This is a genomic window from Sphingobium estronivorans, assembly GCF_008692605.1.
Taxonomy (GTDB): domain Bacteria; phylum Pseudomonadota; class Alphaproteobacteria; order Sphingomonadales; family Sphingomonadaceae; genus Sphingobium; species Sphingobium estronivorans.
The window spans coordinates 79,872-103,061 of the sequence record NZ_LFCT01000022.1 but is presented as its reverse complement, the minus strand read 5'-3'; the positions used below and the strand labels follow the sequence as shown (position 1 = coordinate 103,061).

The following is a 23,190-nucleotide window of genomic DNA, read 5'->3' as shown; positions in this document are numbered from 1 at the left end:
GATATTTAACATAATTCTTATTATCAGACTTTTTTATTATCACCTATTTTCAATATCTTATATCCTTATTGCTGATACCATTTCTCATGCTTGAAGCTCCAATCGAGCCAAAGGTGGAATGCCATCCGCCGGGTCTCGTTGAGGGTTTGGCTCCGCCATTTCAACCGAAGGCATCAGAGCAATCGCCGAATTGCGATAACGAGGGTCATGGGTGACTTCTTCGCCGATCCACGGCGGCAATTCCAAGCGCTCGTCGACCGTCTGCAATTCCACTTCGGCGACGATCAATCCCTCGGCTGGCCCGTGGAAAACATCGATCTCCCAAATCTTGCCGGCAAATGTCACGCGATAACGCGTCTTTTGGATCAGGATGCCGGAGCAAAATCCAGCGAGCATCTCCTCCGCGTCGTTGATCGGGATCTCATACTCGAACTCATGCCGGACGAGACCAGATCGCGCACTTTTCACCGTGAGCCACGCCCGATCCTCGGCGATCCGAACGCGAACGCTCCCGTGACTGTCGTGGGCAATATATCCCTGCCGCAGCTGCCGACCCCGATCAGCTGATGCTCGCCAATCCTTGCGAATGACCAGAAATTTGCGTTCGATCTCGACTGACATAGACACCCCGGATGGGATCGCCGTCAGGCGGCGAACAGATCCAAGGTAGCGCTTATCAATGACGAACGGGAGTCAGATGATCGCGGATTTACAACGACACGAACCGATGGAGCCGCACCGTTGCTCGTCAACCATCAGGCTTCCGTTCGGCGCGGTCGCCGCCTCGGTTTGACCGGCTTGGCTGGGGTCGATGCGGCTGTGCCTGCCGGTCCACCGCGCAGCGTCGGTCCGATTTCATCCAGCGTCATTGACTTCGCCCAGTCCGGATCTTCGTAAAGCGCGATCAGCGCATCCGTGTCGATCGGGCCCAAAGCGGTGATCCGACTGTTGCCTTGCTTCCAGGCGCTTTCCCAGATCATCGCCAGGCTCCGCGCGCCTTCGGCCAGCAGCGACACGGTGGCCGCGCCGAACTGGCCCCACATCGTCTTCTTGTCACGCACATAGGTGTCAATGATGTCGTCGACCGAAATCGTGCTGAACGCCAGGCGCATGACATCGACTGTGGCGACCGCGGCGTCATGGCCCGATTGGCAGAAGCGGGTGAAGCCGTGAGTGCCGCGCAGGCCCGGGCCGATGCCAAGCTCTGTGTTGAGCCGCGCCAACATTTCCGGCGCATGAGCGCGCAGCATGTCCGATTCATAGGCAGAATGGACTTCGTGTCCGTAAATCTCGTCGCTGTTCGGGTCCTTGCGGTCGGGATCGCCATTGAATTTGTAGGAGATATGCAGCGGCTGGCAGCTGTCGCCAACATAATGGGCCATGACGCCGGCAGCTGCGACAAAACCGGCCGCGTCACCCTGCGCGGCAGCCTCGACCATCATGTCGTAAAACTGCCAGACCCGGAACGGCAGCAGGCCGCGCGAACGGTCATGGATATCGTCATAATAGGTCTGGAAGGTTTCGATCGTGACCTTGGCGGGGTCGGTCCTGCCCAGCGGGTCCGCTGTCAGCTGAAGCAAGGTGCGGCCGTTCGAGTCCGGCTTGTCCATATCGGCGAAATGGTTGGGATTCTCATGATTGCCCCGCGCGGCCGGACTTCCGGGCCGCTTCCAGACCTTGTCAGGCACATCGGCGAGCGGTGAGAAGCGCTGTTGGCTGGCGGTCTTGAACGATTTGGCAGCGAGATTGTCGTCGCCATAGGCGACACGGTCCAGATTGGCCATCATGAGCGTCGCGAGGTCGTCGTCGACAAGGAGCTGACAGGCCTTCGCGCCGATCGTGTAATGGCCGACATCTCCCCAATATTCCGGGAGTCCCGAATGAACCCCGCGCAGGATGTCCACGTCCAGTTCGCGACAGATGGTGCTGACGAAGGTCGCGAGCGCCAGACCTTGGGCCACATTGCTGTGGCCGCCGTCGACGAAGACATGGCCGCCCCATTGCATCGCCATGGGTCGCAGCGGATCCGTTTGCTCGGCACCTGGATCCGCCATGCACCAGAGCGTGCCGGAATCGCCGGGTCGGGTGGTGCTGCCATGGTCCGGCGCGATCAGCAGATCGGAGACATAGTCCGTGCCACCGATGGACTTGTACCGATAGAAAAGCGCGGCCACTCGGCCGGAGAGTGGGCCGGAGGCACCGCCAAAGGCATGGACCGGGCAGTCAATGAGATCGACGGTGATATTGTCGGCGTGCAGGTCCAGCGGCGTACCGATCGGTCCCAGCCCGGCAATCTGCGAGGTCCAAAAGGACGTATCGGCAATATCGACCAGCCCGACATCCAGGTTCCCCATAACCTGCGTACCCGGCCATCCGGGATATGCCTTGGAAAAGGGTAGTTTGCGGATCGACCGATCGGCGGTCACGCCAATCGCGACGCGGCTGCCCCGTAAGATGGTCGCCACCTCTTCACCGGGGCGTCCAGCGACATGCTGGTTGGTGAGCGCATAGGTTGAACGCCCGTCACTGACCAGGCAGCCAACCGAGCCAAAATGGTCGACGCCCTGGACGCGTGTGGTCAGCAGGAAGCCACCGCCGATCAGGCTGTTGGGAAAGGACGGCGCGTCATCGTTGGCCGCAGGCGCGTCACGCCGTTCGACCAGGATCGTGCAGGTCGGGATCACCCGGCCATCGGGCAGGAAAAGCGCACGCGGCACCATCTGATCAGGGCTGTGGGCAAATTCCGCCCGGTCGACCCATTGCTCGACGAAGACCAGCACGCACGGCCAGGACCAGGGCGTCACAACTGTATTGTAGAGCGTCTTCGGCTCGGCGACGGGCGCGAAGTTGGCAGGTCGCTTTTCGGCCGGCGAGTGCGTCGCATACCAATCATCCTTGTGGATGCGATAGCGTCCGATCGCGGTCGCAGTGACATTGGACAGATGCGACAGATGGAGGTGATAGGCGTCACGCGCCTCGATCAGGTCGCGAACCGATAAGGAGCTATAGTCACGCTGCGGTGGAAATTGTTTCATGATCCATCCCCCAGTTGCGTGCTTCGCCTCTCGGAAGCCCGCAGCCATGGAATAAATCTTGCTCGTGACAGGAATTTTACCGGCGCCAGGGGGAATGTCGAACGGTCATGCTATGGGCTCATGCCCAAGTTGATCCAGGCGCTCTTTATCAACTGTTGATAACGTGCTAAAGGATGGATCAGGAGGCACCCACATGATTAGCGCGGATCTTGGACAGCAGCTTGAAACGTTTGTCGCCAGTCTGGTCGCGACCGGCCGTTACAACTCGAAAAGTGAAGTGCTGCGTGAGGGCGTGCGCCTGATTCAGGACCGAGAAACCCGCCTGGCCGCCCTCGATGCGTCGATCGCGCGTGGACTCGCCGACGCCGATGCAGGAAGAATGGCGCCCGCGGAAGCAGTGTTTGATCGTCTTGAGGCCAAATATCGCGCCATGGATGCCGACTCTCAATGATCGTTCACCTTTCGGCCGAGGCCGAGCATGATCTTGAGACGATCGGTGATTATATTGCGCAGGACAACCCCGCCCGGGCGATAAGCTTCTTGCGCGAGCTGCGTGTGAAATGCCTAGGCCTGTCGGGTCATCCTGAACGTTTCCCGCTGGTGCCACGCCTCGAAGGACTGGGCGTTCGGCGTCGCAGGCATGGCAATTATCTGATCTTCTATCGCGTGGAAGCAGACAAAGTCGTTATCATTCATATCCTGCACGGCGCTCAAGATTACGGAGCGATGCTTTTTCCAGACTGACGGTTTGCTGCTTCGATTTCCCTCGATTTTATCCCCTGTCCCAGGACCCGGATCACATCATGACCTCACAGATAACGACCATCATCGGCGCCACCGCAGGCATGACCTGCTACTACTCATGAGCTGGTCAGCGCGCCGCGAGGGGTGGAACCCACAGAGCGAAGATGCCCGCGATGATGGGGATGTCGATTATTCCCGCGTCATCCACTCGGCTGCGTTCCGCCGACTGCAGGGCAAGACGCAGATTTTGAATCTGGGCGACAGCGACTTCTACCGGACGCGCCTGACCCATTCGCTCGAAGTCGCGCAGATTGCAGGCGGGATCGCGCGCCAGCTCGGCAAGAGCTTTCCCGATCATCCCGCCGCCTCGCTCCTACCCGACCGTGGCACCATCCATTCAATCGGCTGCACCCATGATTTTGGTCATCCCCCCTTCGGCCATGGCGGTGAGATCGCGCTGAACTATTGCATGCGTGATGCAGGGGGCTTTGAGGGGAATGGCCAGACGCTCAGAATATTGGGGCGACTGGAGCATTTCTCCTCCCATGCCGGGGCGAACCTGACGCGCCGAACCATGCTCGGCATCCTGAAATATCCCGTCGCATTCAGCCGGGTGAGCAATCCGGCGATCGTCCCTGCCCTCGTCACCGGCCCGACCACCATCAAGATTCTTGACGGCAAGACGTGCAAGCCCCCCAAATGCTATCATGATAGCGAGCAGGACATTGTCGACTGGATCCTTGCGCCGCTGGACAGTGCGGACCTCGAAACATTCCAGACGTTCGCGACCCAGCCCGGCAAGCATGGCCGGTCTATCCATAAATCGCTGGATTGCTCCATCATGGATACGGCCGATGACATCGCCTATGGCGTCCATGATCTGGAAGATGCGATCGCCCTCGACCTCGTCACGCGGGAGCGTTTTGCCGCCGCGCTGCAGGATCGCTGCCCGACCTTTCTCGACGCCCTTAAGGAAAAATATCCGGGCGAGAGCGCCAATGACGTCTTCTCGCAGATGATAGACGGTCTGTTCGGCGGCGCTGCCTCGCGCAAGCGCTTCATCGGACGGCTGGTCCACCACTTTCTCACCGCCGTGGAATATGTCGAACTGAGCGCCTTTGCCGAGCCATTGCTGCGTTACCGCGTGCGCGTGCGGGAAGGCGAGCGTCAGTTCCTCGACGTCCTGCAGGATTTCGTCGTGCGGGAAGTCATCACCAGTCCTGCGGTCCAGCATCTGGAATTCAAGGGGCAGGGAATGGTCATCGCCGTTTTCGAAGCCATGCAAGCCGATCCGGTCCGGCTGCTCCCCCGCGAAGAGCTTTTGAAGCTTGACGCAGCCGGCGGCGACCTGCGCATCATCTGCGACTATGTGGCAGCGATGACCGACACGCATCTGCTCAAGACATATGAGCGTTTGTTCTCCCCGCGCATGGGCTCGGTGTTCGACCGCCTCTAACGTGGGCGAGGCGCCTCGCTCCGTCCGCTTATTTGCACGCGCCAGGGATGTGTCATGGCGATGTCATCAGGCGCAGGCTATCTGCGCCACATGAATATCGGTTCATATTTTCGTCTGGAGGGCGTGCTAGTCGCGGGCGCGGTCAATCTTTATGTCCAAGCGCGCAATGGCGCGCTTTGGGACGTCGGCCTGCTCAAAAATGTGGCTCATCTGCTTCAGTCGAACGTGGTGGTCGAAGGCATCAGGACAGGCGCGGAAGCGATCGCGGTCAACTGGATTGAGGCGAGCGAGCCATTTCAAAGGGCCCTTTCCTCAGCCGCATGAGCGGTGGCGAGTACACCGATTACCGTTGATCAACGGCTCAGTCACGCCCAGACCAAGCGCAGGTCGGTCAGTGGCGCCGAAGGGTCTGCTTGACCTCGGCCGTGATCGTATAGACCGCCTCGCGCTGCGCACCGCGATTGGGATGGTCGATACGATAACCCTGATAGTGCCGCCGCAAGAGACCCGCCTTCACCAGATCCGAAACCGCCCGGCTGACGCTGGTACGGCCCGATCGGATGATGCGCTCCTGAATTTGCGCTTCGCATGCGCGCTCCAACTCGGCAGGATCGCTTGCCTCGACCGCCGTCGCCATCACCTCGCTCCGAACCGCTTCCATCATGGCGATGCGGCGGCAGTCTCGCTTGGCCAAGGGCGCCAAAGCCTGGCAGAGCCAGTCACGTACCGGCACCCTCCCCTCCTCGGTATCCACATAAGGGCCGAGGCTGCCGTTCGGCCCAGCCTCTCGCGCAATCTGCTCCAGGACCAGAAGCGCGTAGCGCGGCCGACGGGTCACGGCCGCAATCCGATCGACCAGTTCCGGCAACTTTGTCCTGGCTGGTGCGGCCTTTGTTGCCTGCGGCGCAGACGGGCGCTGTTGCTCAAAAAGATCGGCCTGATAGAACATATCAGGAATCTAGCAGAAGCTGTCTCGCTGTGAATCCCCTTTTCTGCCTCCACCACACATAAAACCCATGTGTCACTTTACCGGGCCAGAGCCAGTGTTTTCGGGCAAATCCCCCCTTCCGGCCGGTCCATTTCCATCCTATGCACGGCACTCCAACAGAGGAACATACCCAATGAACAACACCGACCTCGCTGAAGCTCTGGCCGCCGATCATGGCCTCACCAAGGCCGATGCCCGCAAATATGTCGACGCTGTCTTTTCGTCGGTCGCCGGCGCCGCCGCCAAGGGCGACGAAGTGTCGTTGAACGGCTTCGGCAAGTTCAAGGTCAAGGACAGCCCGGCCCGCGAAGGCCGTAATCCCTCGACCGGCGCGACCATCCAGATCGCAGCATCCAAGAAGCTGACCTTCACGCCGGCGAAGGCCGTCAAGGACCAGCTGAACGGCTAAGGTCAACCGGCGCCGCTGATATCCGTCCGCGGCGCCCTTGATCGGTAAAATATCCCACATGTCACTTTAGCGCGGAGCAACGTGGACCGGTTAAGTGACACCTGTGTCAGTCACGTTTCTCACAGATCCAGCCCCAGGCTACGCTCGGGCAATGGCGGCAGAATTTCCGCGCCATCAAGCTTATCAGGCATTCGCCCCAAATCTTTCGCCGGCGCAGCGCCCATCGCATGGCCATCCGGCAGCGGCGGGAGATCGGGTAGCAGTCCAGAAGAATCAGCTCCCTCCGGTAAAGTGACACCATCGACGGGACCCGGATTGAACGGTTCGCGAGGCGCCACCGGGGCCTTCCCTTCAATATCGAGCCGCCCCATCGTCTCGAGCGACGAGGTCTTGTTGCCGGGATTGTGATCGAGCAGACGGGCAAGCTTCACCTTGTTATCCACGATCATCGTCAGTTCGTCGCGCACGCGCGTCACGCCGACATTGAACATCCGCTGATTGGAGAGATAGCGCTCGCGGCTGGACATGACCGTGATCGCCTTGTCGGTAGTGATCCCCTGCGCCATATGCATGTTCAGACTGTAGGCGAGGTCGAACCGGGAAAGCATCGCGTCGCCGACCGGCAACGTGAGCCGCTGGCCACCGCCCAAGTCGACCGTCACCTCTCGGGCATCCACACCGGCGACGCGCGCGATGGCGGCATTCAGCATGTCGCGTGGCTTGTCGTTCGCGGTCCAACGGATCATGTCGCCTTCGCGCAGGGTGAGGATCTTCGTTTCGGAAAGCTGGAGCCGATCCCGCGTTTCAGTGGGTGATAGCCGGTGGGGATAGAAGCGGATTTTCTCCCGGCCGCGCAGCAGATCGACCCGGCCATTGGCGTGGACCTGGACGACCTTGTAGCGCCCGCCCTCGAGGCCGACATCGCGGGCGCCGCCGCGCCCGACTTCGAGAGTCTGGCCGTGCCGGTAATTTGCGGAATAGCGTAGTTCCTCTCGCGTCATGTTCACGCGCTCGTAGACGGTGAGGCGGATTCCCTCACCCTTGAGCGTGCCCTCGTCCGCCAGCCCCGCCTGGATGCGCTCATTGATGACGGCGCGAGCCTCGCGCCCCGAAGCGAATACCGCGGTCACCGCTCGTTCTTCCGGTGATAAGTCAAGCCAGCGCTCGGCCGCTTCTCCTGCCGGGTCAGCGGACACGATGACCCTGTCGCCCAGCACTTTCATCGCCTGGCTGGCCTTGCCGACATTGGCCAGGGCCGCGATGGTGCGCAGCTGATCGGTGCGTTGGCGGATATTCTGGTCCATCCGCGCCATGGTGCCGCCGCCCGCCTGGATCATGGCAAAGGCCTTGCCCGCATCGATCGACGAGAGCTGCTTCCGATCACCGATCAGCGCCAGCTTGTCGATTCCGAGCGCATCGACGATCTGGTGCAGCTTCAGCATATCGCCCGAGGACACCATCGATGTTTCGTCGACCACAAGGGTAGCGCCAGCGAGCCGCTCCCGCGCTGCCTCATAGGCGGAGCCTTCGCGCTGGGTTACAAACCGATGGTTGGAAAGGACGAAGGAGGCGATGGTCTGCGCCTCGATTCCGGCACCCGCCTTCATGTCCGCCACCATCTTATTCTGGAATGCGAGGCCCAAAACCTTGCGCCCCTCGGCTTGCGCGACACGAACCACCGGCCATAGCATGGTTGACTTGCCTGCGCCGGCAATGCCCTGCACCAAAACCGTGCGATCGCTCGATGTGACGATGAGCGTGGCTGCGGCAAGCTGGCCGGGATTGAGCGGGTGCCGGCTCGCTTCCTGGAGCCGGGCAGGCGCGGAGGCGGGATCGAGCATCGGACTCGACTTGCCGTTGCCCGCTTCCATGTGGCCAAGGATCTTTTGCTCGGTCTGGAGCGCTTCGCGAGTCGTCACCATGCCAGAGGCGCGGCCCACGCCTTTAAGCAACAGGCCCTTGTCCCTCAACTGTTCGATCCGCCGCTCGACATGGTCGATGGTGACGCCCTTGAGGCCGAGATCGATCGCGGTCTTGGCAAGCTTATGCTGCTCGAACGCCGCCTCGCGCTCGGCATGGATGCGGATCGCCGAGGCCACCGCCAGCTGCGCCCGGCCGGCGGCCGGGGTTTGCACGATCCGGGCAAGGCGCCGATCGACCAACGGGTCGTCATGGCCCAGGATCGCACCCAATTTCGCCATAGCCATTTCCACGGCATTCTTGACCGCATGATAGCCGCGCTCCAGCGGACTCTCCGCCTGGATGACGCCGGCCCGCGCAAGCGCGGCCTCGACCAGTTCCTTGCCGGTAAAACCAAGCCCCTCCGCCTTGTCCTTCCAGCCCTGCACAAGTGCAGGGCGGTCACCGACATCGAGTTTGGGATCGCGGCTGTTGAGGGTTATCTGGTCCCGCGCCTTGTGCGAGGTGACGCCCAATTCCGCCACTTTCTCCTTGATCGTGGCGCTGCGCTGGCTGAACGCCTCCAGCACTGCCTTGGGAACGCCCGAAATCTCGAAGGTGCCATGCTTGCCCTTCAGGTCAACAACATAGCCGAGCTTCTCGATCTCGACGCGTAGAAAGGCGTGATAGATGGCGCCAATCACGCTGTTGTTGCTCCAGATCTTGTCGGCATGCAGCGCCTGCCATTTGCCATCCAACATCTTCGTCAGGTTGGCGATGACGGCATGGATATGGCCCTGCGGATCAAGCGCGCGGCTGGTGTCATGTTCAAACAGCGCATAGACCAGATTGCCGGTCGCGATCGGCACCTTGCGGCCCTCAATATCCTTGCGCCCCTGGGCGAGATTCTTCTCCACCCAGGCCATCGTGGCCTGCACCGCGGACATGTTGGCGGCGAGGATGCGGCGGTCGCCCGCGACATAGGCCATGACCGAGGCGGACTTGGGCATGGAGAAGGTAAGGTCGACGCCGGCGCGATGGTTCTCATGCCTGCCGACCTTCTCGCCGCTGGGCAATTCGCCGTTGAGAATGGCTTCGAAACTCTCCTTCCCGACCTCACCCGACAGGCTCAGATCGCGAGCCCCCTCCCCGGCCCACAGGCTGAGTTCAGACGAGCCTTCGACCGTATAATAATTGTCCTGGGCGAAATAGCTGGCGGCGCCTGACGCCGAGCGGACGGAAGCAACCGAGAGCATCGATCAGATCCCCATATCGAGATTGTCATCGAGGCCGGCGGAGAAGTCCTGGCGCAACTCGACCAGCGACTGATCCTCGATCGGGGCCGCGCGCGGCGCAGCGGGTCGGGAGCCTTCCTCGCTGTCTTCGCGATGCTGGGCCAAGACCTGGTCAGGACCACTGCGAGACGGTTCAGTCCCCTCCCCGTTTCCACCGGCGGTTGCATCGCCGGGCACGGTTTCGCCGGCGCGATCCTCACGCCCCTCCCCTGCACGGTGATTGGCATAATCCCGCTCCTCCTCCACCCCGTCGGTGAGGATGCGCGCGGCCAATTCCCTGGCGAGATTATAGGCCGGATCGCGGGCCTCCTCCGCGACCTGCGACGCCCCATCCCGGCCGCCTGCCTCTTCCTCCTCATCCGCGAAATAATCCTCGGGATTTTTGGATCGCACCGGCTCGACATGGGCGCGACGCAGGAAGCCTTCAGCGACTTTGGGATGGACTTTCCACTGGAGCAGGATGCGGGCCGCCGGGAATCCTTCGGGGAATTTCACAAAGCCGTGCATGGACGGCAGGTTGGTGATGTCGTCGGGCAGGACGAGGGGTTCGACCTGCTTGCGCGCGGTCAGGGTCGAAGCATCGCGGGTCTGGTTGTAACCGTAGCTGTAGGCCTCATCCATCTGCCGCACTTCACGGCTGCCGATATAGTGCGAACATTCCTCCGCGGTCTTGATATCGCCGGTCGCGAGGATCAGCTTGGTGCGGGCGAGCGAGGAGAGGTTTCTGGCGCCTTCCTCGCCATAGACCTCGACCAGCTTCTGGAAGCTGTGCAGCCCCAGGATCATCGCGCCGCCGAAATTGCGCGCGGTTTGCAACCCCTTTTCGATGGCGGGCACGCGGTGCAGCGCGCCCACCTCATCGAACATGAACCAGGTGCGGAGCGAGCGCGTGCGCGGCAGGGTCATCAGGCTGTTGATGGCGATGTTCATCCAGAGCGTCAGCAGGGGCTTGTTCATCTCCAGATCGTCATAGTCGGAGGTGACGAACAGGATGGAGCCCGGCGCCTTGTCCGCCGTCATCCACTGCCGGATCGAAAAGGGTTCGCCCTCGTCCGGCAGGAAGCGCAGCACCTGCGCATTGGTGTTGAAAACAGCGCGAATTGATTCCGCCATCCGGGCCGCTTCAGGCGCGGTCAGCGGATCGGCGATGGTGTTCGCCAAGGTGCGGTGGACGCGCTTGAGGTCAGCGGTCATCAGGTTCTCGGCCAGCGCCAGATTGCTGGTCTGGCCGCGTTCGATCAGGCGCATGCACATTTCGATGAACAGGGTGCGGGCAGCGAGCGCCCAGAAGGGTTCGGACGACCCTCCATCGGACGGAATAAGGGCAACCGCGGCCGACGTGAAATGGCTGTACGTCGAGCAGTCGTTGAAGATCGACCAGGCCGGACAGCGGACATCCATGGGATTGAGGATCGTGTCACGATCCGGGTCGTAAAAGGCCTCGACATAGGCGCCGGTCAGATCGAAGACGACCGCCGTATCCTGGCGTTGACGCATCTGGGTAATCAGGCTGCGCAACTGCGTGGTCTTGCCCGCACCGGTGGTGCCGAGCAACATGGTGTGGGACTGCTCCAGTCTGTGCGGATAGGAAACGCCGGCCAGGACATAAGGATGGTGGATTCCCCTTGCCTTGCGTTCGACAAAGGGGAGCCTCAGCACCTGTGACGGCGTCATGCCCGGGCACATCTCCGCGACATCTTCCTCGAATGCCGCATGATTATGCTGATCCACCTCCGAGCGCAGCAGGTCGAAATCGACCAGCATCGCGCCGCGCTCATGCCGTTCCTCCAATATGGTCTTGCCCCGGCGGCGCGACATGTCGACGAACCAGATGGCGATCGGCACGGCGAGGAAGATGGAGATCAGGACCGCGCCGAACAACCCGCGCATAGCCACCGCCCAGGCCTGCTTCACCTCCGGGATGGCCGGCACGAGCGGCATGATGGTGCGCAGTATCTCGCCGCTCGGCAGGGTCACATTGACCCGCTTGATCGGACTGAGGCCAACCCAGCTCCAAAGCTCGGCATAGAGCTTCATGCAGATCATCTGGAACCCATGCTCGTCGAGCTGGATCGACATGATCAGGAACCATGCCGCGACGAAGGTCAGGAACCACAGGATGATGGGCAGTTTGACACCGGAAAACCACATCAGCATCTCATGGGTGAGAAGCTGGCTGCCGCGGGTGAAATTGCCCGAGTTGCGCTGCACTTTCCCACGCGCCGAATGGTGGGTCAGGGGAACGGCCTTCCCGTTCGAGCGGATGTCCTTACGCGCCATGATATTGCACCAGGCGCTTGTCGGTTTCCGCGATGATGCGGTCACGCAATTGCGGATATTGTTCGCGGACAATGACGTCCAGCGCGAGGTGCTGATATTCGGCAATCCGGGCGAGCCGACGCTGCGACAGGCTGCCCTGTTTGTGGTTCGCCAGATAGGCTTCAACGGCCCTGCGCAGGACCTCGGCCGGGGTCATATTGTTGGTGCCGGCAAGGGCGCGAACCGCAGCCCATTGCTCATGGTTCAGCCGGATCGTCGCCGGGTGATAATCGGTACTCAAAGCCCAAGCCTCCTTGATGGAGGCTGGTGGGAAAAGCGGAAAGCGGGATCGCTATAGCATGGGCGCGGGACAGCAACAAGGAAAGCCAGTACCCTGAAAATCGCGGTGCTGCACGCACCGCTGGAAAGGACGGAAATGCTGGGTTTTGCAAGCGCTGAAATGGCAGGTGCCGTGAGCACCGCACCGTTTCGAGAGTAAAAATACGCTATTTCAATAGTTTAATTGCACCTTTAGGTGCGTGGGGTGTGCAAATCCTGAGATTTGGTCCAGGCGCCCTGGATCGGCCTGATCGCGTCATCGATGGGGAGGAAATGCCGTTCCGGCGGGGCGTGGTTCCGCCAGTCTGGCGGAACGAAAATCGCTGCCTTTGGCAGGCGACAAGAAGGACTGTCGTGGTCATCTCGCGCGGATGCGCAGCATCCAGCGCGCGGTCGCGAACGGCAGCATCGGTGCCGCTGTATCGGCAGGGGATCGTCACCTGACCGGGCGGAGACAAGGCGTGGCCTTGGCTCCGTGAGCATGGGGGTGCGGTAGTCCTGAAAGGGCGGCGGAACCCCAAGCGAATAGAGCCCCGATCGGCGGTGAGGAACGATCCGACGAGCCGCCAGTTCGACCCGTATCGCAGCTCTGAAGACGGGCTTTCCTGTTGCCCGCCAACGGGTTATAGCTGGGGGCGTCCGGAGCCCTATCTCATGGACAAGGAATGCCTCATGGCAAAGACATTGGAACAGGAACGCGCGGCGATAGCCGCCGAGCAGAACAGGCTCGACGCACGGCTGAAGCTGCTGGAAGATCGCGAGCGGCAAAACGCGATTATTGTCGTGGAAAAAGCGGGCTTGCTGAAGCTCGAACCCAAGAAGCTGGCGCGCATCGTTGACCGGATCAAGACGCTGGGACCGGACGAAGCGCAGAAGCGCTTGGGTGCCTGAAACAGACCCGGCGCGGCGGCACGCTGCGCCTGGACATGGCGGGCTCGATGCCCGCCATGTCCACATATCCGACAGCAAAAAAAGGGAGAGCCGCAGCCCTCCCGTGTCGGTCAATAGTTGTCCAGCATTTGGCCGGTAACGGTGTAGACGATCCGGTCGATGACCGTCATCGGCAACGGATCATGGTCGCCTTCGTCCAGCACGATATAGCCTGCTTCCTCGTCAACGATGACATGCTGGTCGAAGAAGCTGTGCAGCGCGCGGTTTTCGGCATTGGCGCAGGCTGCAAGATAGGCGGCGTGATCGGCGCGAAGTTGGTTCGTGATCATGTGCATGCATTCCTCCTGTCCTGAACTGACGGGGTCAGGGCGCGCGGGCGGAGCGGGGTCGGGTCAAGGACGCGGGCCACCGGCCCGCGCCGCGAAGCGGGGAGTGGGGGAACCGATTTTCTCAGGGATGGAACGGAGCGCAGCGCAGTGGAGGCCCTGTGAAAATTGGGGGGACCGCTCATCCTTGCACGCGGCCCCGCTCCGCCTGGCACAATGGGAATATAGTGAGATTTTCCCTCTCGTCGGGAGACCTCCGGCAAGGCGTAGCAGCGTGCGGACCGAAGGGTCCGCGCGGCATGCGAGCGAGCCGTTCCAGGTGACACGGCCAATGCCGACCGTACCGAGGCCCGATCCGTTCGCGCTCTCATGGATGACGTCCGCAGTGGCAGTAATCAATATCGATGCCAGTGAGGGCGCAAGCATTTGGATCATAGTCCGCATCCCGCTCAGCCTGGCTGTGGTAGTCATATCGTTCGGCGATACGGATTGCCTCGTCGCGATTGACCGGGTCCAATCCTTCCAGCAGGCCATCTATGGCCGCGCTGACGCGGCTCGCATAGACTTCATAGGCTTCACTTGTATTGCCGCGACACTCTTCGCTGGCAATCCGCTTGACCGCGGTTTCGAAGGCGATGAGAACGTCGCTCGGCTTGGTATCGAAGTGCGTTGAAGCGTTCAGGTTTTCGGGATTGATCTCCAGTCCCAGATCGGACGTCAGCGCGAGCCGTATGCGGATGCTGCGATCCGCCTCGGCGCGGTGAACCCTGACGCGCCGTCCCTGGAATTGCGCTTCTTCAAGAACCTGGATCACATCAGCATCATGATCGAAGGCCCGCACCACGCTCGCGAGCGCGAGCGGGCAAATGCGCGCTTCGAAGTGATAACCAAGATAGTCGTCATCGGGGCGATCAGGATAGAGCAAGATCGTTCCCATTCGGCTACCTTCCTCCCGCAAATAGTGCCGAAACGCAGCAAGGTGCCGGGCGGTAATCGCAGCGACCGGACCAGCCCGGTCATCAGCGTTGGTGGCGACGCGGAATGTAATGGACATGGACTTTCCCTTCCCTCGTTGGACCGCATCACCAGCCCCCTCTCTCCCTTTGGTCGCGCAGATGTTGAAGGAGATCGGAGCGGCGCTGACATGGACGCGCGGGCTTCGCGGCGCGACGGGGCTCGATGCCCCCGAGCGCCGCATTTCCGACAGAAGGAAAGAGGAGAAACCCCGGCCGGAGCCGGGGCTTCTCCGGTGGGCTCACGCCCGCCGTTCAGTGCGCTTGGCGAGGCTGGCGCCGACATTCTTCACGACATGAAGCGGCACCCCGGCGGCGCGCAGTTTCTGGGCGAGATTGGCCTGGATACCCGTGCCCTCGCAGATCACCGCCTCGACGGGCTTCAACGCCAGCATCCGGTCGTTGCGGACGAAGGCGGCGCGATTGCCGAGGCTCCGGTCGAGACGGAACTGGATGACCTTGACGCCCCGCGACGCCGCCCATGCCTGCGCGATGGCGTCGCAACCCTTGGTCTGCGCGGTCGTGGCGAGGATCATCTCGGGGATGCGCGTCTTGATTGCGTCGAGACCGTTCCACAGCCGATCGCTGTCCTCCCAGTTTGCGCCGCCCGAAAAGACGACGACCGGCCCCTCCGGCGCGAATTGCTCACGCCGTTCGCGGGCGCGCGCGGCGAGATAGTCACGCGAATCAATCATCGACGCGGTGGTCCCGCCCGATACCTTGCTGCCGCGAACCGGCGAGAAGGGCCGACCGGTTTCCACTCGGTGCACGTCGGCCGCGTGGTCCCGCATGCATTCCATCGCCTGTCGGCATCCCTGGAGCGTCTGGCAAAGCAGCTGGGTTTCTTCCAGTTCGGTGGCGTAGATTTCGGATGGATCATATTCGCGTGCCAGTTCGCCCAGCTTCTTGGCGGCATCATCTTCCCGACCTTCGATGCGCTTGGCGACGACATGGAAGCTGTTCGTAAAGCCCCACGAAAGATCGGCGGTGTAGGCCTCCATCCGGGTGTCGCGCAGCACGTCGAACAGCGTCTGCATCACCATCTCGACGGCAGCCCGAACCTGCTCTGGATCGGGCATGTCGAGTTGCTGCGCATCCTCAACGAAGCTGAGCTTCGCCATCTCCGAATGCTCGATGAAAGCGTGTTCGTATGTCGATGAGAGATCGCGATTTTCGGTCTGCGAGGCGATGAAGCTGGCGAGATCGGCGAAGTTATTGAACTTGGACATGAAAACCTCCAAAGAATATCTCTCTCACCTGGGATCAGATGAAAGATGATCGTCATCGGTGGCGCGGGAGCGCTTTAGTCAGGGACGCAGGGCATCGCCCTGCGCCGCGAAGCGGGGAGTGGGGGAACCGATTTTGTCGTGGGTGTAACGGAGCGCAGCACAGTGGAGGCCGCGTCAAAATTGGGGGTACCGCTCATCCTTGACGAAAGTGCTTGGAGCGCCGCATAATGTGGCGATGAAGCTTGTCTGATACCGAAATGTGAGAGAGAACTCGATTTGCCCGCGTGGTACGCGCGGTTAACAGCAAATCGACCGCACGGGGGCGCAACGCATCCGACATTCCAGATGATCGACGTAGGCGCTGAGCGAGAACAGGTTCTTGGCCAGCTCTTCGTCATTACAGGATGCCTGACATCTGAATTCGATGGTCATGGCGGACCAGTCCAGACCTTCGAGCAATTGCGCGCGACGGAACGCGAAGCGCTCCAGCGCGGCGAGTTCTCGATAGGCGGTGACGAGCAGCGGGCTGATGGGGAATGGCATGATCCTGGCTCCCGTAGATAGGCATGAAAAAAGACAGGGTCCGTTTCGAGGGGGACGAAACGGACCCTGTAGGAACCGCGCATGCAGAGCAGGTCATGCGCGGTGGGGAGAGGATGGATCAGGCCGCGATGGTTTCGTCGGAGCCCGTCTGCTGCTGACGCTTGCCGCGGCCGGACCGGGGTTGTTCTTCGCCGAAGCCGCCCTGCGCGGTGCTTTCGCCCAGGCCATCACCGCCCGCAGGCGCGGCTTCTCCACCCGGCAGCGGCGGCAGACCCGAATCGGCTTGGCGAGGCGCCATTGCAGCGTCGACGTCGCGCTTGCGGTTGGGGCGCGACCAGACGATGTTGTACGAGCCGTCGTCCTGCCGGAAGGCGGAGATGTAGAGCGGCTTGTCGAAGCTTGGATCCTCGATCTTACCATTGAGGAACATCTCGCCGGTGCCATTGGCCGGCAGTTCAAAGAACGCACCAACCTGGACCCATTGCTTGGCTGCCGAGAGCGCGAAGATTTCATATTTTGGCGCCCGGGGATTGGTCGAGTGCACTTCGCGCAACGCAATCGTCAGACTGACGGTCAGAGTCGAGATCTTGCCGAGGAAGGTGCCGCTCTCATTCTGGCTGATCGAACCGATGTTCATGGGACTTCTCCTAGAGGTGCTTCTCCCGAACCCTTTGTCCGGGACACAATCCTCTCTCCCCCTCCTCTCCTCGGCCCTTCGGCCGAGCGGGCGCGCGAGCGCCCCTCCGTCAGCGCCTTCGCGCTGACGGGATGCCTTGGGGCAAGCAAGATGGACCAGGCGTGGAGATCCCGCCGGTTTCGATCAGCGTAACATTGCGGTTTTGAGCGCTGCGTTATGACGCCCGCGGCACAACCGGCGGGCCGACGATCTGATCAGACCACCTTGTCGTCGAAATTGCGCCAGCGCTCCACCAACTCGATCATTTGATGTTTCTTGCCGAAGGCATCGGGGTAGATCGCACCCTCATGTTGACCAAGAAAACCGATGATTGTGGTAATATGGGTGGCGATGGTGCAGTCGACGCCGAAAAGATCGGCAATCGGAAAATGACCGCAATCATCGCCATTCCACCAGGCAAGCAGGAAGTTGGCAACCCGGCGCGACTGTCCCGTGTCAGACTGGGCAATAGCGATCAACCGATCGAGCGCCTTGTCTGCCGCCGCGCGACTGAATGGGGTTACATCCATATTCTGCCTCCTGCCGAGGCCAGGATAGCTCAGCTAACCAGCTATGCAAGATTGCCGGGCTGCGCGCAGGATCGTTCGGCGGGAGGTTCAGGATATCGGTTGATATGAGCGGACAGTCGGGAGGCCAGATGACGGTGCGCGGAACCGAGCCGATCGAGGATGAGACGGGCCTCCTCTCGATAGCGCTCGATCCGAACCGGCTTCCAATGCTCAGGTGCGCCCCTCAGATTGCAGATCCGGTCGGCGAGCTTCACGCACCAGATGGCCTGGGGCTGACGCTCTATGCGAACCAAGCTATCTGCCATAGCGTCCGCCTTGGAAAGATTTTCGAGCTTGGAGAGCGCCTGCACACCGTCGGCGACAGCCGGTCCGAAACGCTTGCGCAATGTGCTATGCTCGACGCCCTGGTCCTCGATACAGTCATGGAGGATCGCACAGGTCACGGCCAGCGCGATATCAGGCATTGGCTCGACCTGATGGGCGGCCAGAACCTCCATCGCGACGGCGCCGAGATGCTTGAGATAGGGTAGCTCGGAACCGGGAACGAACTGGCCAAGATGGGCGGACGCCGCGAAATCCCACGCGGCAAGCATGGCGTCCGCAAGATCGGGAGTCTGTTCTTGGTCGGTCAAAATGTCGCGTGCCCTCTCCGTGCGAAATTCAGTTGGTGCTGAGCCAGGGATTGATGACGCCAAGGCCTGCGGCCTCGAATGGTGCCGTATCACGTGTTGAGACGATAAATCCGTTAGCTGCCGCGATCGCCGCAATATAGGCGTCCGGTGCGGGGAACCCCTTGCCTTTCGCGCGGGCAAGAGTGGCAAGGTCCGCGTAGTGCCGCGCTGCATCCTGATCGAACGACAGGATTCGACCTGCGTACAGCTGTTCCGTGCGCTCCAACGCTGCTTCGAGAAAACTCCGCCGCTTGCTTGCAGGTAGAACCATGATGCCGAAACGCATCTCCGCCATCGTGATAGTCGTCAGATAAAGGGCATCAAAGGGTTGGGCATCAAGCCAGCGCCGGACGGAAATCGAAGGTTGCGGTTTTGCCATTTCGGAAATGACATTGGTATCTACAACGATCATCAGTCGAAGCTCATTGGCGTCGCGGGGCGGCGATCCCTCGCGCCTTCGATTGCCGCCGCCTCTTCCTCGGTCAACCCAGCGGTGCCCCAGATTTCGGAAAGTGCCGAACCCATGAGCCTTCTTCCCTCCGGCATCGCGGCCTGCTCCAGGATGATGCGAATTTCGGCTTCGGTGCTGCGGCCATGCTGGGCTGCGCGCACGCGCAAAGCCCGATGAACTTCATCCGGGATGTTGCGAACGGTGACGGATGCCATTTGCTTCCAATCTCATAAAATGACAGGATTGCAATCAATATAACAAAATGCAATCAGACTGCAAGAGCCGGTCTCGGAGCACGCCTCAATCCAACCCGATCTTTTCAGCCGAAGCGGCCTGAAGCATCCAGCGTTGCCCCTTCAGACGGCGCAGCACATCAGGCGCCGCAGGCAATCGCCCCAGGATCGACCGGACATGCTGTTCGGCGACGACGCGGGTAGCGATTCCTCCAGAGCCATTGTCGATCGCGGGACCGAAACGGTGCTCGGCCTCGTAGATTCCGAAAGCATGGTGCCGGAAGAAGAAATGCGCTGGCCCATCGACCCAGTCGCGGGTTGCGAGAAACCATTGGTGGAGTGGAAGGTAGCTGTCCAGTTCGCCACCAAAGCGCAGCGCGCTGGTGCGCGCGAGGTTGAAGGGATCGGGAGATGGCCTCGTGAACCAGTCCGGCATATCGAAATCGGCGAGCCAGTCCGCCGCTGCCGGTAGATACCGACAATCTTCCTCGATATGCTGCCTCGCCACGGCCTCGAGCGATACCAGTGCACCATCCGCGTTCCGGATCGCCAGCCCGAACAGCATCTCGGCCTCGGCTATCCCTTCATGATGGTGCCGCAGCGCCCGATGCGAGAAATGGCAATGGGTCGCCTTGCTCGCGTCGAACCAGGCGTGCAGCGCATGATAGTCCTGCCATCTGCCGCCGTGAATGCGCGCAGACGAACGTGCGTGATCGAACGGGTTCATCCCTCTCTCCTACCCTATCGCCTACACCAAAAGCTGGCCGTTCGGATCGGTCGTGCATTTGGCGATATGACGGATCATCTGGTCGAACGCCGCTTCCAGTCCGGTACGGACTGCCCATTCGTCAAATGTCGCCGGTACCGGCCTCGGCAATAATGGCTGATAGAGGGGCCAAACCTGACGCGCATGATCGAGCGAGAGCGCGTCACGGGACCATATATGGTCGCCGCTGCGCTGCATTTCTTTCCGATACGCGCTAAGATCGGCATGCGCGATGGGATGCCGGCGGTCGCGGAGCGCTTCGAGGAAGTCACGGACGACATAATGGAGCTGCGGCGATGGCTTCCCGTTATGATGAGCCTTGAACTGGCCAACGGTGATGTTGAACCCCGATGCCGCTGCTCCAGTGATCAGCAACTCCAGGGTCGCAACCCGTCTGCCCTCCTCGCGAACCGAAAGGATCTGGGTCCCGCCACTGCGGCACAAGGCATAATAGCCGCCGACGCAATGGTTCAGCGCATTGCCTTCGACGACCAATTCGTCTGCGCTGGTGAGGGGTACAATGCTGTGGCGCCCGTCGGCGGCCATCCAGTCAGGACAAAGCGCAGGCCATCCTGGCCTTTCCGTCCGTCGCTCATGACGAACAGCCGCAAGCGTCGCCGCCCGCCGATGCCATCTCTCGACAGCCTCGTGAAACGACTTGACCTTCCTCGGTCCGATCACGGCGTTGCGAAGCGCCCGAAGAAAATCGCGACCGTATGCGTCACGAGACACTGAGAGTGGCACGGTGACAGACTGAGCGAAATTGCAGACGCTGCGGAGATCGAAAAGGTTTGCCACCTGCGCTCGGCTAACGGCGATGGGAACCAGCAGATCTTCACGCAGCGCGGCCATGGCATCCCGGTTCTCGGCCTTGTCGCCAATATAATCGGGCCGGAAGAGGCTGCCCGCCGGTGCCGACCGCCATCTATCTAAATTCCATTCTTCGCCCTCCGGCCACTCATGAAGAGGAACTTCATGCAAGATCAGGAGGTCGACCACGGATCGCAGATCGGTGCCCGCTTCAATCACCCCCGCCCCTGTTCGAGCGTTCAGCAACTTGCGCAATTGAGGCCCGCTCAGGGAAAGATGCTCCGCCAACCTGCTGCTCAGCGGAAGTCCCTCATCGATGATCGTGGTAATTTCAGGATCGAGAAGCGCCAGAGAAATCCCGCCATACAGTTCGATGGCCTGCCGGCGGCGACCGATGACGGTCGATCGGACCGGGTTACCCACCAGATCAGGCGCCAATGCCCAATATGCGACAGAATTGAGACCAGCGGAGCCGTATCGAAATTGGAAACCGAGATCCCGGAGGGTAACCGCATTGAAATGGCGGATAGCCAGTGTCCTCAGCTGCTCTTCAAGGTCATTTATGGCCACGGCGAGGCGCTGCGCCATGTCGTTGATCGATTGATGACTGGCGCCGCGCTCAATCAGGCGGGTGATGATGATCAAAAAGCCGTTACTATTGACCCAGCGGTCAAGGAACAGCGTCAACCTGGCGTTCGCGGCTTGCAGCGGTCGGCTAATGACCTCTGAATAGTGATCGATCAACTGGATTGCCATCGGAAATTCAGTGGCGGCAGGTTCACAGACAAGACGGCCTGCGACATCATTGTCGTGGCAGATGATTTCGAAGCGGCAATCGCTCAAAGCCATGATGGTTGCCCATAGATCGGTTATGGAACGATCTTCGTCAGCGATCATGGGGAAGCTGGTTTTGATATCGCGATGGGCCTTTGTCATAAGTTCGGAGAAGGGGGTCGCGGCGGCGGTCATGACAGCACCTCTCCGAAGTTGATCACTGCCCCGAGGGTCGGCAGCTTTTCTCCCTCGTCATCAGTAGTCGTGCAGACATCGATGTCGTCGGACCAGTCATTGTCATCTTCATCGCCGTAATCGCCGTCTGCACGATACGTCATGTCATCGTAGAAGCTGCCGCCATCCTCGAATGGAAGGAAGGTCACCGTCCCATAGCCGCCTTCATTATTCACCCAGTCACCATCTGGGACATTGGACGCGAATTCTTCCAGAAAGACGTTGAGCGTGATTGCCGTACATGCCCGGCCAATTGCAACGGGTATTTTCGGTAGTTGTAGATCGTTGCGCTGGTCCTGCCATATTATCGAAGCGATTGAGGCTTCGCCTGAATCTCCCCCGCCGCTCAGCGAATAGTCCAATTGCTGGACACCCATTGCACGTAATAGTGCCAAGACATCGTCGATACGAGCGGGTCCGCTCGCAACATCCATGAGTTGCAGCATATTTCCCTCCGACAGGACTGGAGCCGCCGAGAAGGCGGCGATATTACCTTGGTTCTTGGCCTCGGAACTTGCGCGGACGGCGCGTTGCTCGTTTCTTCGACAACCCTGGAACCATCCTATCATCCCCCCTCCCCTCTTCGGCCTCGGGCCGGACGGATGGACGGAACGTTCAGTCGTCGTGGACAAACATTCGGTGCACGATGCGGATCATGTGCACGGGTTCGACGAAATCGCCAGAACAACTCTTATAGCGCGATCGGTCACCGTGCGGTTCGAGTGCGTCGTATCGGCGGTCGATTGAATCAGTTTTCGTAAAGTATCTCGATGTAAAATAGTCCATTCCAGTTCTGCACCCATTGGGGTGCATTGGGATGGTCACGGAACTCGTCCGTTTCATATGTGTCCGAGATAAAATTGGGCGCCACTTCACCAATGTCCCATTCCGTCTCGCCTTCTGGAGCAACAGAGATCGCATAATCGTTCACCCACGCCTGCGGGTGAAATCTCGCCAAAGTCATGACGATCTTCCTTGCGTGGTTGCTATCTGGACTGCAGCCTGATTGGGCTAAAGCTGCGAGTCGGAGCATCGTCGATTATCGGTCGAACCCCGTTGCAGCGCCGTCACGCGGCAATCCCGCTGATCGTACGGTTCGCGGCCTCGACGCTGCGCGGATAGGCAGCCATGAGATTGCGGTGAAGGATTTCGAATGCGGGAATTGGAAAGTTGCCGTCGGGGTGCGGACGCGTGCTGATCAGCACAGCGGTCACGATGTCATCAATTCTGTCACGCTCGACAGCCGGCAGTTCGCCATCGCGATAACGAGCGGGCGACACGAAGCCGGCCTCGATCCAGCTTTCCAACCCATTCTGGACGACCTCTTCATAGGCCGCCACCGCCTTGTCCCTGCGGGCGGCCCCGGCATCGACCTTGAGGCCCAGGGTGCGATAGACGCCGAAATCATGCCGGTTGGTGAGCGACACGAGTTCACAGCCCGCAGGGGGCGGTCCGAAACGCGCGATGAGCGCGGCGCGATAGGTCGCGACTTCCAGCCGGTTCAGGCGGTCGAAATCGGGCGTGTGGCCGAGCTGGGCGCAATCTTCATTGGCTGGTGCGCCGCCCAGGTCGATGATGTCGGACATGACTTCCTCCATTGGCAGTGAACAGCGCCACGC

The 23,190-nt window shown here is 60.8% G+C and carries 26 protein-coding genes; 6 read left to right on the top strand and 20 right to left on the bottom strand.

The window, feature by feature from the left end:
* Positions 1-84: 84 nt before the first annotated feature.
* Together F7P65_RS15895 and F7P65_RS15890 are read right to left on the bottom strand one after the other, a co-directional pair.
* Positions 85-621, bottom strand: a complete 537-nt coding sequence (locus F7P65_RS15895) for a CYTH domain-containing protein (RefSeq protein WP_025548961.1) — start codon at positions 619-621, stop codon at positions 85-87.
* A 134-nt stretch (positions 622-755) separates the two neighbouring features.
* On the bottom strand, positions 756-3,035 hold the full coding sequence (locus F7P65_RS15890) for a Nal1-like putative serine protease (protein ID WP_025548962.1): 2,280 nt from the start codon (positions 3,033-3,035) through the stop codon (positions 756-758).
* A 193-nt stretch (positions 3,036-3,228) separates the two neighbouring features.
* Between F7P65_RS15890 and F7P65_RS15885 the strand changes: the two genes are divergently transcribed.
* The 4 genes from F7P65_RS15885 to F7P65_RS15870 all read left to right on the top strand — a co-directional run bounded on the left by F7P65_RS15885 (position 3,229) and on the right by F7P65_RS15870 (position 5,559).
* Entirely contained in the window at positions 3,229-3,486 is a 258-nt protein-coding gene (locus F7P65_RS15885; protein ID WP_128830733.1) for a type II toxin-antitoxin system ParD family antitoxin, read from the top strand.
* Positions 3,483-3,779, top strand: a complete 297-nt coding sequence (locus F7P65_RS15880; protein ID WP_025548965.1) for a type II toxin-antitoxin system RelE/ParE family toxin — start codon at positions 3,483-3,485, stop codon at positions 3,777-3,779. Before F7P65_RS15885 ends, F7P65_RS15880 begins: the two co-directional genes overlap by 4 nt.
* 118 nt (positions 3,780-3,897) lie before the next feature.
* Complete coding sequence (locus F7P65_RS15875) at positions 3,898-5,235, top strand: anti-phage deoxyguanosine triphosphatase (RefSeq protein WP_025548967.1); 1,338 nt, start codon at positions 3,898-3,900, stop codon at positions 5,233-5,235.
* A 54-nt stretch (positions 5,236-5,289) separates the two neighbouring features.
* Positions 5,290-5,559 (top strand): DUF5818 domain-containing protein, encoded by a 270-nt coding sequence (locus tag F7P65_RS15870; RefSeq protein WP_025548968.1) that lies wholly within the window; start codon positions 5,290-5,292, stop codon positions 5,557-5,559.
* 67 nt (positions 5,560-5,626) lie between these two features.
* On the opposite strand, the gene F7P65_RS15865 is transcribed toward F7P65_RS15870, so the two are convergent.
* Positions 5,627-6,073, bottom strand: coding sequence for a hypothetical protein (locus F7P65_RS15865; protein ID WP_240334330.1), 447 nt, complete (start codon positions 6,071-6,073; stop codon positions 5,627-5,629).
* Between the two features lie 178 nt (positions 6,074-6,251).
* Between F7P65_RS15865 and F7P65_RS15860 the strand changes: the two genes are divergently transcribed.
* Positions 6,252-6,632 carry an HU family DNA-binding protein gene (locus F7P65_RS15860; protein ID WP_274599463.1) on the top strand — a complete coding sequence of 127 codons (381 nt, stop codon included), beginning with the start codon at positions 6,252-6,254 and terminating at the stop codon, positions 6,630-6,632.
* A gap of 119 nt (positions 6,633-6,751) precedes the next feature.
* Here the strand turns inward: F7P65_RS15860 and mobF are convergent, their stop codons facing one another.
* The 3 genes from mobF to F7P65_RS15845 are packed head-to-tail and all read right to left on the bottom strand — an operon-like array spanning position 6,752 to position 12,386.
* On the bottom strand, positions 6,752-9,787 hold the full coding sequence (mobF, locus tag F7P65_RS15855; RefSeq protein ID WP_025548972.1) for a MobF family relaxase: 3,036 nt from the start codon (positions 9,785-9,787) through the stop codon (positions 6,752-6,754).
* 3 nt (positions 9,788-9,790) lie between these two features.
* On the bottom strand, positions 9,791-12,106 hold the full coding sequence (locus F7P65_RS15850) for a type IV secretion system DNA-binding domain-containing protein (RefSeq protein WP_025548974.1): 2,316 nt from the start codon (positions 12,104-12,106) through the stop codon (positions 9,791-9,793).
* Positions 12,096-12,386 carry a ribbon-helix-helix domain-containing protein gene (locus tag F7P65_RS15845; RefSeq protein WP_025548975.1) on the bottom strand — a complete coding sequence of 97 codons (291 nt, stop codon included), beginning with the start codon at positions 12,384-12,386 and terminating at the stop codon, positions 12,096-12,098. Before F7P65_RS15845 ends, F7P65_RS15850 begins: the two co-directional genes overlap by 11 nt.
* A 710-nt stretch (positions 12,387-13,096) precedes the next feature.
* On the opposite strand from F7P65_RS15845, the gene F7P65_RS15840 reads away from it, so the two are divergent.
* Positions 13,097-13,315, top strand: coding sequence for a hypothetical protein (locus F7P65_RS15840; RefSeq protein ID WP_025548976.1), 219 nt, complete (start codon positions 13,097-13,099; stop codon positions 13,313-13,315).
* A 110-nt stretch (positions 13,316-13,425) separates the two neighbouring features.
* Here F7P65_RS15840 and F7P65_RS15835 read toward each other — a convergent pair whose 3' ends face one another.
* From F7P65_RS15835 to F7P65_RS15770, 14 genes are all read right to left on the bottom strand, one after another.
* Positions 13,426-13,650 carry a hypothetical protein gene (locus tag F7P65_RS15835; protein ID WP_025548977.1) on the bottom strand — a complete coding sequence of 75 codons (225 nt, stop codon included), beginning with the start codon at positions 13,648-13,650 and terminating at the stop codon, positions 13,426-13,428.
* Between the two features lie 358 nt (positions 13,651-14,008).
* On the bottom strand, positions 14,009-14,695 hold the full coding sequence (locus F7P65_RS15830) for a hypothetical protein (protein ID WP_025548979.1): 687 nt from the start codon (positions 14,693-14,695) through the stop codon (positions 14,009-14,011).
* 201 nt (positions 14,696-14,896) lie between these two features.
* Positions 14,897-15,883 carry a DUF2493 domain-containing protein gene (locus tag F7P65_RS15825; protein ID WP_025548980.1) on the bottom strand — a complete coding sequence of 329 codons (987 nt, stop codon included), beginning with the start codon at positions 15,881-15,883 and terminating at the stop codon, positions 14,897-14,899.
* Between the two features lie 297 nt (positions 15,884-16,180).
* On the bottom strand, positions 16,181-16,426 hold the full coding sequence (locus F7P65_RS15820; protein WP_025548982.1) for a hypothetical protein: 246 nt from the start codon (positions 16,424-16,426) through the stop codon (positions 16,181-16,183).
* Positions 16,427-16,544: 118 nt separating this feature from the next.
* Complete coding sequence (locus F7P65_RS15815) at positions 16,545-17,063, bottom strand: DUF736 domain-containing protein (protein WP_025548983.1); 519 nt, start codon at positions 17,061-17,063, stop codon at positions 16,545-16,547.
* Positions 17,064-17,317: 254 nt separating this feature from the next.
* Positions 17,318-17,632, bottom strand: coding sequence for a DUF7673 family protein (locus F7P65_RS15810; protein WP_025548984.1), 315 nt, complete (start codon positions 17,630-17,632; stop codon positions 17,318-17,320).
* A 41-nt stretch (positions 17,633-17,673) separates the two neighbouring features.
* Positions 17,674-18,264, bottom strand: coding sequence for an HD domain-containing protein (locus F7P65_RS15805; protein WP_025548986.1), 591 nt, complete (start codon positions 18,262-18,264; stop codon positions 17,674-17,676).
* Between the two features lie 28 nt (positions 18,265-18,292).
* Positions 18,293-18,715 (bottom strand): type II toxin-antitoxin system VapC family toxin, encoded by a 423-nt coding sequence (locus F7P65_RS15800; protein ID WP_025548987.1) that lies wholly within the window; start codon positions 18,713-18,715, stop codon positions 18,293-18,295.
* Positions 18,715-18,969 carry a FitA-like ribbon-helix-helix domain-containing protein gene (locus F7P65_RS15795; RefSeq protein WP_025548988.1) on the bottom strand — a complete coding sequence of 85 codons (255 nt, stop codon included), beginning with the start codon at positions 18,967-18,969 and terminating at the stop codon, positions 18,715-18,717. Before F7P65_RS15795 ends, F7P65_RS15800 begins: the two co-directional genes overlap by 1 nt.
* Positions 18,970-19,054: 85 nt before the next feature.
* Positions 19,055-19,714, bottom strand: a complete 660-nt coding sequence (locus tag F7P65_RS15790) for a DUF6915 family protein (protein ID WP_025548989.1) — start codon at positions 19,712-19,714, stop codon at positions 19,055-19,057.
* A gap of 21 nt (positions 19,715-19,735) precedes the next feature.
* A complete protein-coding gene (locus F7P65_RS15785; protein ID WP_150293340.1) occupies positions 19,736-21,532 on the bottom strand; it encodes a PcfJ domain-containing protein in 1,797 nt (598 codons plus the stop codon).
* Positions 21,529-22,140 (bottom strand): hypothetical protein, encoded by a 612-nt coding sequence (locus F7P65_RS15780; RefSeq protein WP_150293338.1) that lies wholly within the window; start codon positions 22,138-22,140, stop codon positions 21,529-21,531. Before F7P65_RS15780 ends, F7P65_RS15785 begins: the two co-directional genes overlap by 4 nt.
* 179 nt (positions 22,141-22,319) lie before the next feature.
* Positions 22,320-22,535, bottom strand: coding sequence for a hypothetical protein (locus F7P65_RS15775; protein WP_025548995.1), 216 nt, complete (start codon positions 22,533-22,535; stop codon positions 22,320-22,322).
* A 103-nt stretch (positions 22,536-22,638) separates the two neighbouring features.
* Positions 22,639-23,157, bottom strand: coding sequence for a hypothetical protein (locus F7P65_RS15770; protein ID WP_025548996.1), 519 nt, complete (start codon positions 23,155-23,157; stop codon positions 22,639-22,641).
* Positions 23,158-23,190 lie beyond the last annotated feature (33 nt).

Coding starts and splice junctions, on each gene's coding strand:
- F7P65_RS15895 (WP_025548961.1), bottom strand. CDS start 621: ATGTCAGTCGAGATCGAACGCAAATTTCTGGTCATTCGCAAGGATTGG.
- F7P65_RS15875 (WP_025548967.1), top strand. CDS start 3,898: ATGAGCTGGTCAGCGCGCCGCGAGGGGTGGAACCCACAGAGCGAAGAT.
- F7P65_RS15785 (WP_150293340.1), bottom strand. CDS start 21,532: ATGACCGCCGCCGCGACCCCCTTCTCCGAACTTATGACAAAGGCCCAT.
- F7P65_RS15830 (WP_025548979.1), bottom strand. CDS start 14,695: ATGTCCATTACATTCCGCGTCGCCACCAACGCTGATGACCGGGCTGGT.
- F7P65_RS15770 (WP_025548996.1), bottom strand. CDS start 23,157: ATGTCCGACATCATCGACCTGGGCGGCGCACCAGCCAATGAAGATTGC.
- F7P65_RS15870 (WP_025548968.1), top strand. CDS start 5,290: ATGGCGATGTCATCAGGCGCAGGCTATCTGCGCCACATGAATATCGGT.
- F7P65_RS15840 (WP_025548976.1), top strand. CDS start 13,097: ATGGCAAAGACATTGGAACAGGAACGCGCGGCGATAGCCGCCGAGCAG.
- F7P65_RS15890 (WP_025548962.1), bottom strand. CDS start 3,035: ATGAAACAATTTCCACCGCAGCGTGACTATAGCTCCTTATCGGTTCGC.
- F7P65_RS15850 (WP_025548974.1), bottom strand. CDS start 12,106: ATGGCGCGTAAGGACATCCGCTCGAACGGGAAGGCCGTTCCCCTGACC.
- F7P65_RS15880 (WP_025548965.1), top strand. CDS start 3,483: ATGATCGTTCACCTTTCGGCCGAGGCCGAGCATGATCTTGAGACGATC.
- F7P65_RS15780 (WP_150293338.1), bottom strand. CDS start 22,140: ATGATAGGATGGTTCCAGGGTTGTCGAAGAAACGAGCAACGCGCCGTC.
- F7P65_RS15775 (WP_025548995.1), bottom strand. CDS start 22,535: ATGACTTTGGCGAGATTTCACCCGCAGGCGTGGGTGAACGATTATGCG.
- F7P65_RS15860 (WP_274599463.1), top strand. CDS start 6,252: ATGTGTCACTTTACCGGGCCAGAGCCAGTGTTTTCGGGCAAATCCCCC.
- F7P65_RS15820 (WP_025548982.1), bottom strand. CDS start 16,426: ATGCCATTCCCCATCAGCCCGCTGCTCGTCACCGCCTATCGAGAACTC.
- F7P65_RS15835 (WP_025548977.1), bottom strand. CDS start 13,650: ATGCACATGATCACGAACCAACTTCGCGCCGATCACGCCGCCTATCTT.
- F7P65_RS15825 (WP_025548980.1), bottom strand. CDS start 15,883: ATGTCCAAGTTCAATAACTTCGCCGATCTCGCCAGCTTCATCGCCTCG.
- F7P65_RS15885 (WP_128830733.1), top strand. CDS start 3,229: ATGATTAGCGCGGATCTTGGACAGCAGCTTGAAACGTTTGTCGCCAGT.
- F7P65_RS15810 (WP_025548984.1), bottom strand. CDS start 17,632: ATGGATGTAACCCCATTCAGTCGCGCGGCGGCAGACAAGGCGCTCGAT.
- mobF (WP_025548972.1), bottom strand. CDS start 9,787: ATGCTCTCGGTTGCTTCCGTCCGCTCGGCGTCAGGCGCCGCCAGCTAT.
- F7P65_RS15795 (WP_025548988.1), bottom strand. CDS start 18,969: ATGGCATCCGTCACCGTTCGCAACATCCCGGATGAAGTTCATCGGGCT.
- F7P65_RS15790 (WP_025548989.1), bottom strand. CDS start 19,714: ATGAACCCGTTCGATCACGCACGTTCGTCTGCGCGCATTCACGGCGGC.
- F7P65_RS15815 (WP_025548983.1), bottom strand. CDS start 17,063: ATGAACATCGGTTCGATCAGCCAGAATGAGAGCGGCACCTTCCTCGGC.
- F7P65_RS15800 (WP_025548987.1), bottom strand. CDS start 18,715: ATGATCGTTGTAGATACCAATGTCATTTCCGAAATGGCAAAACCGCAA.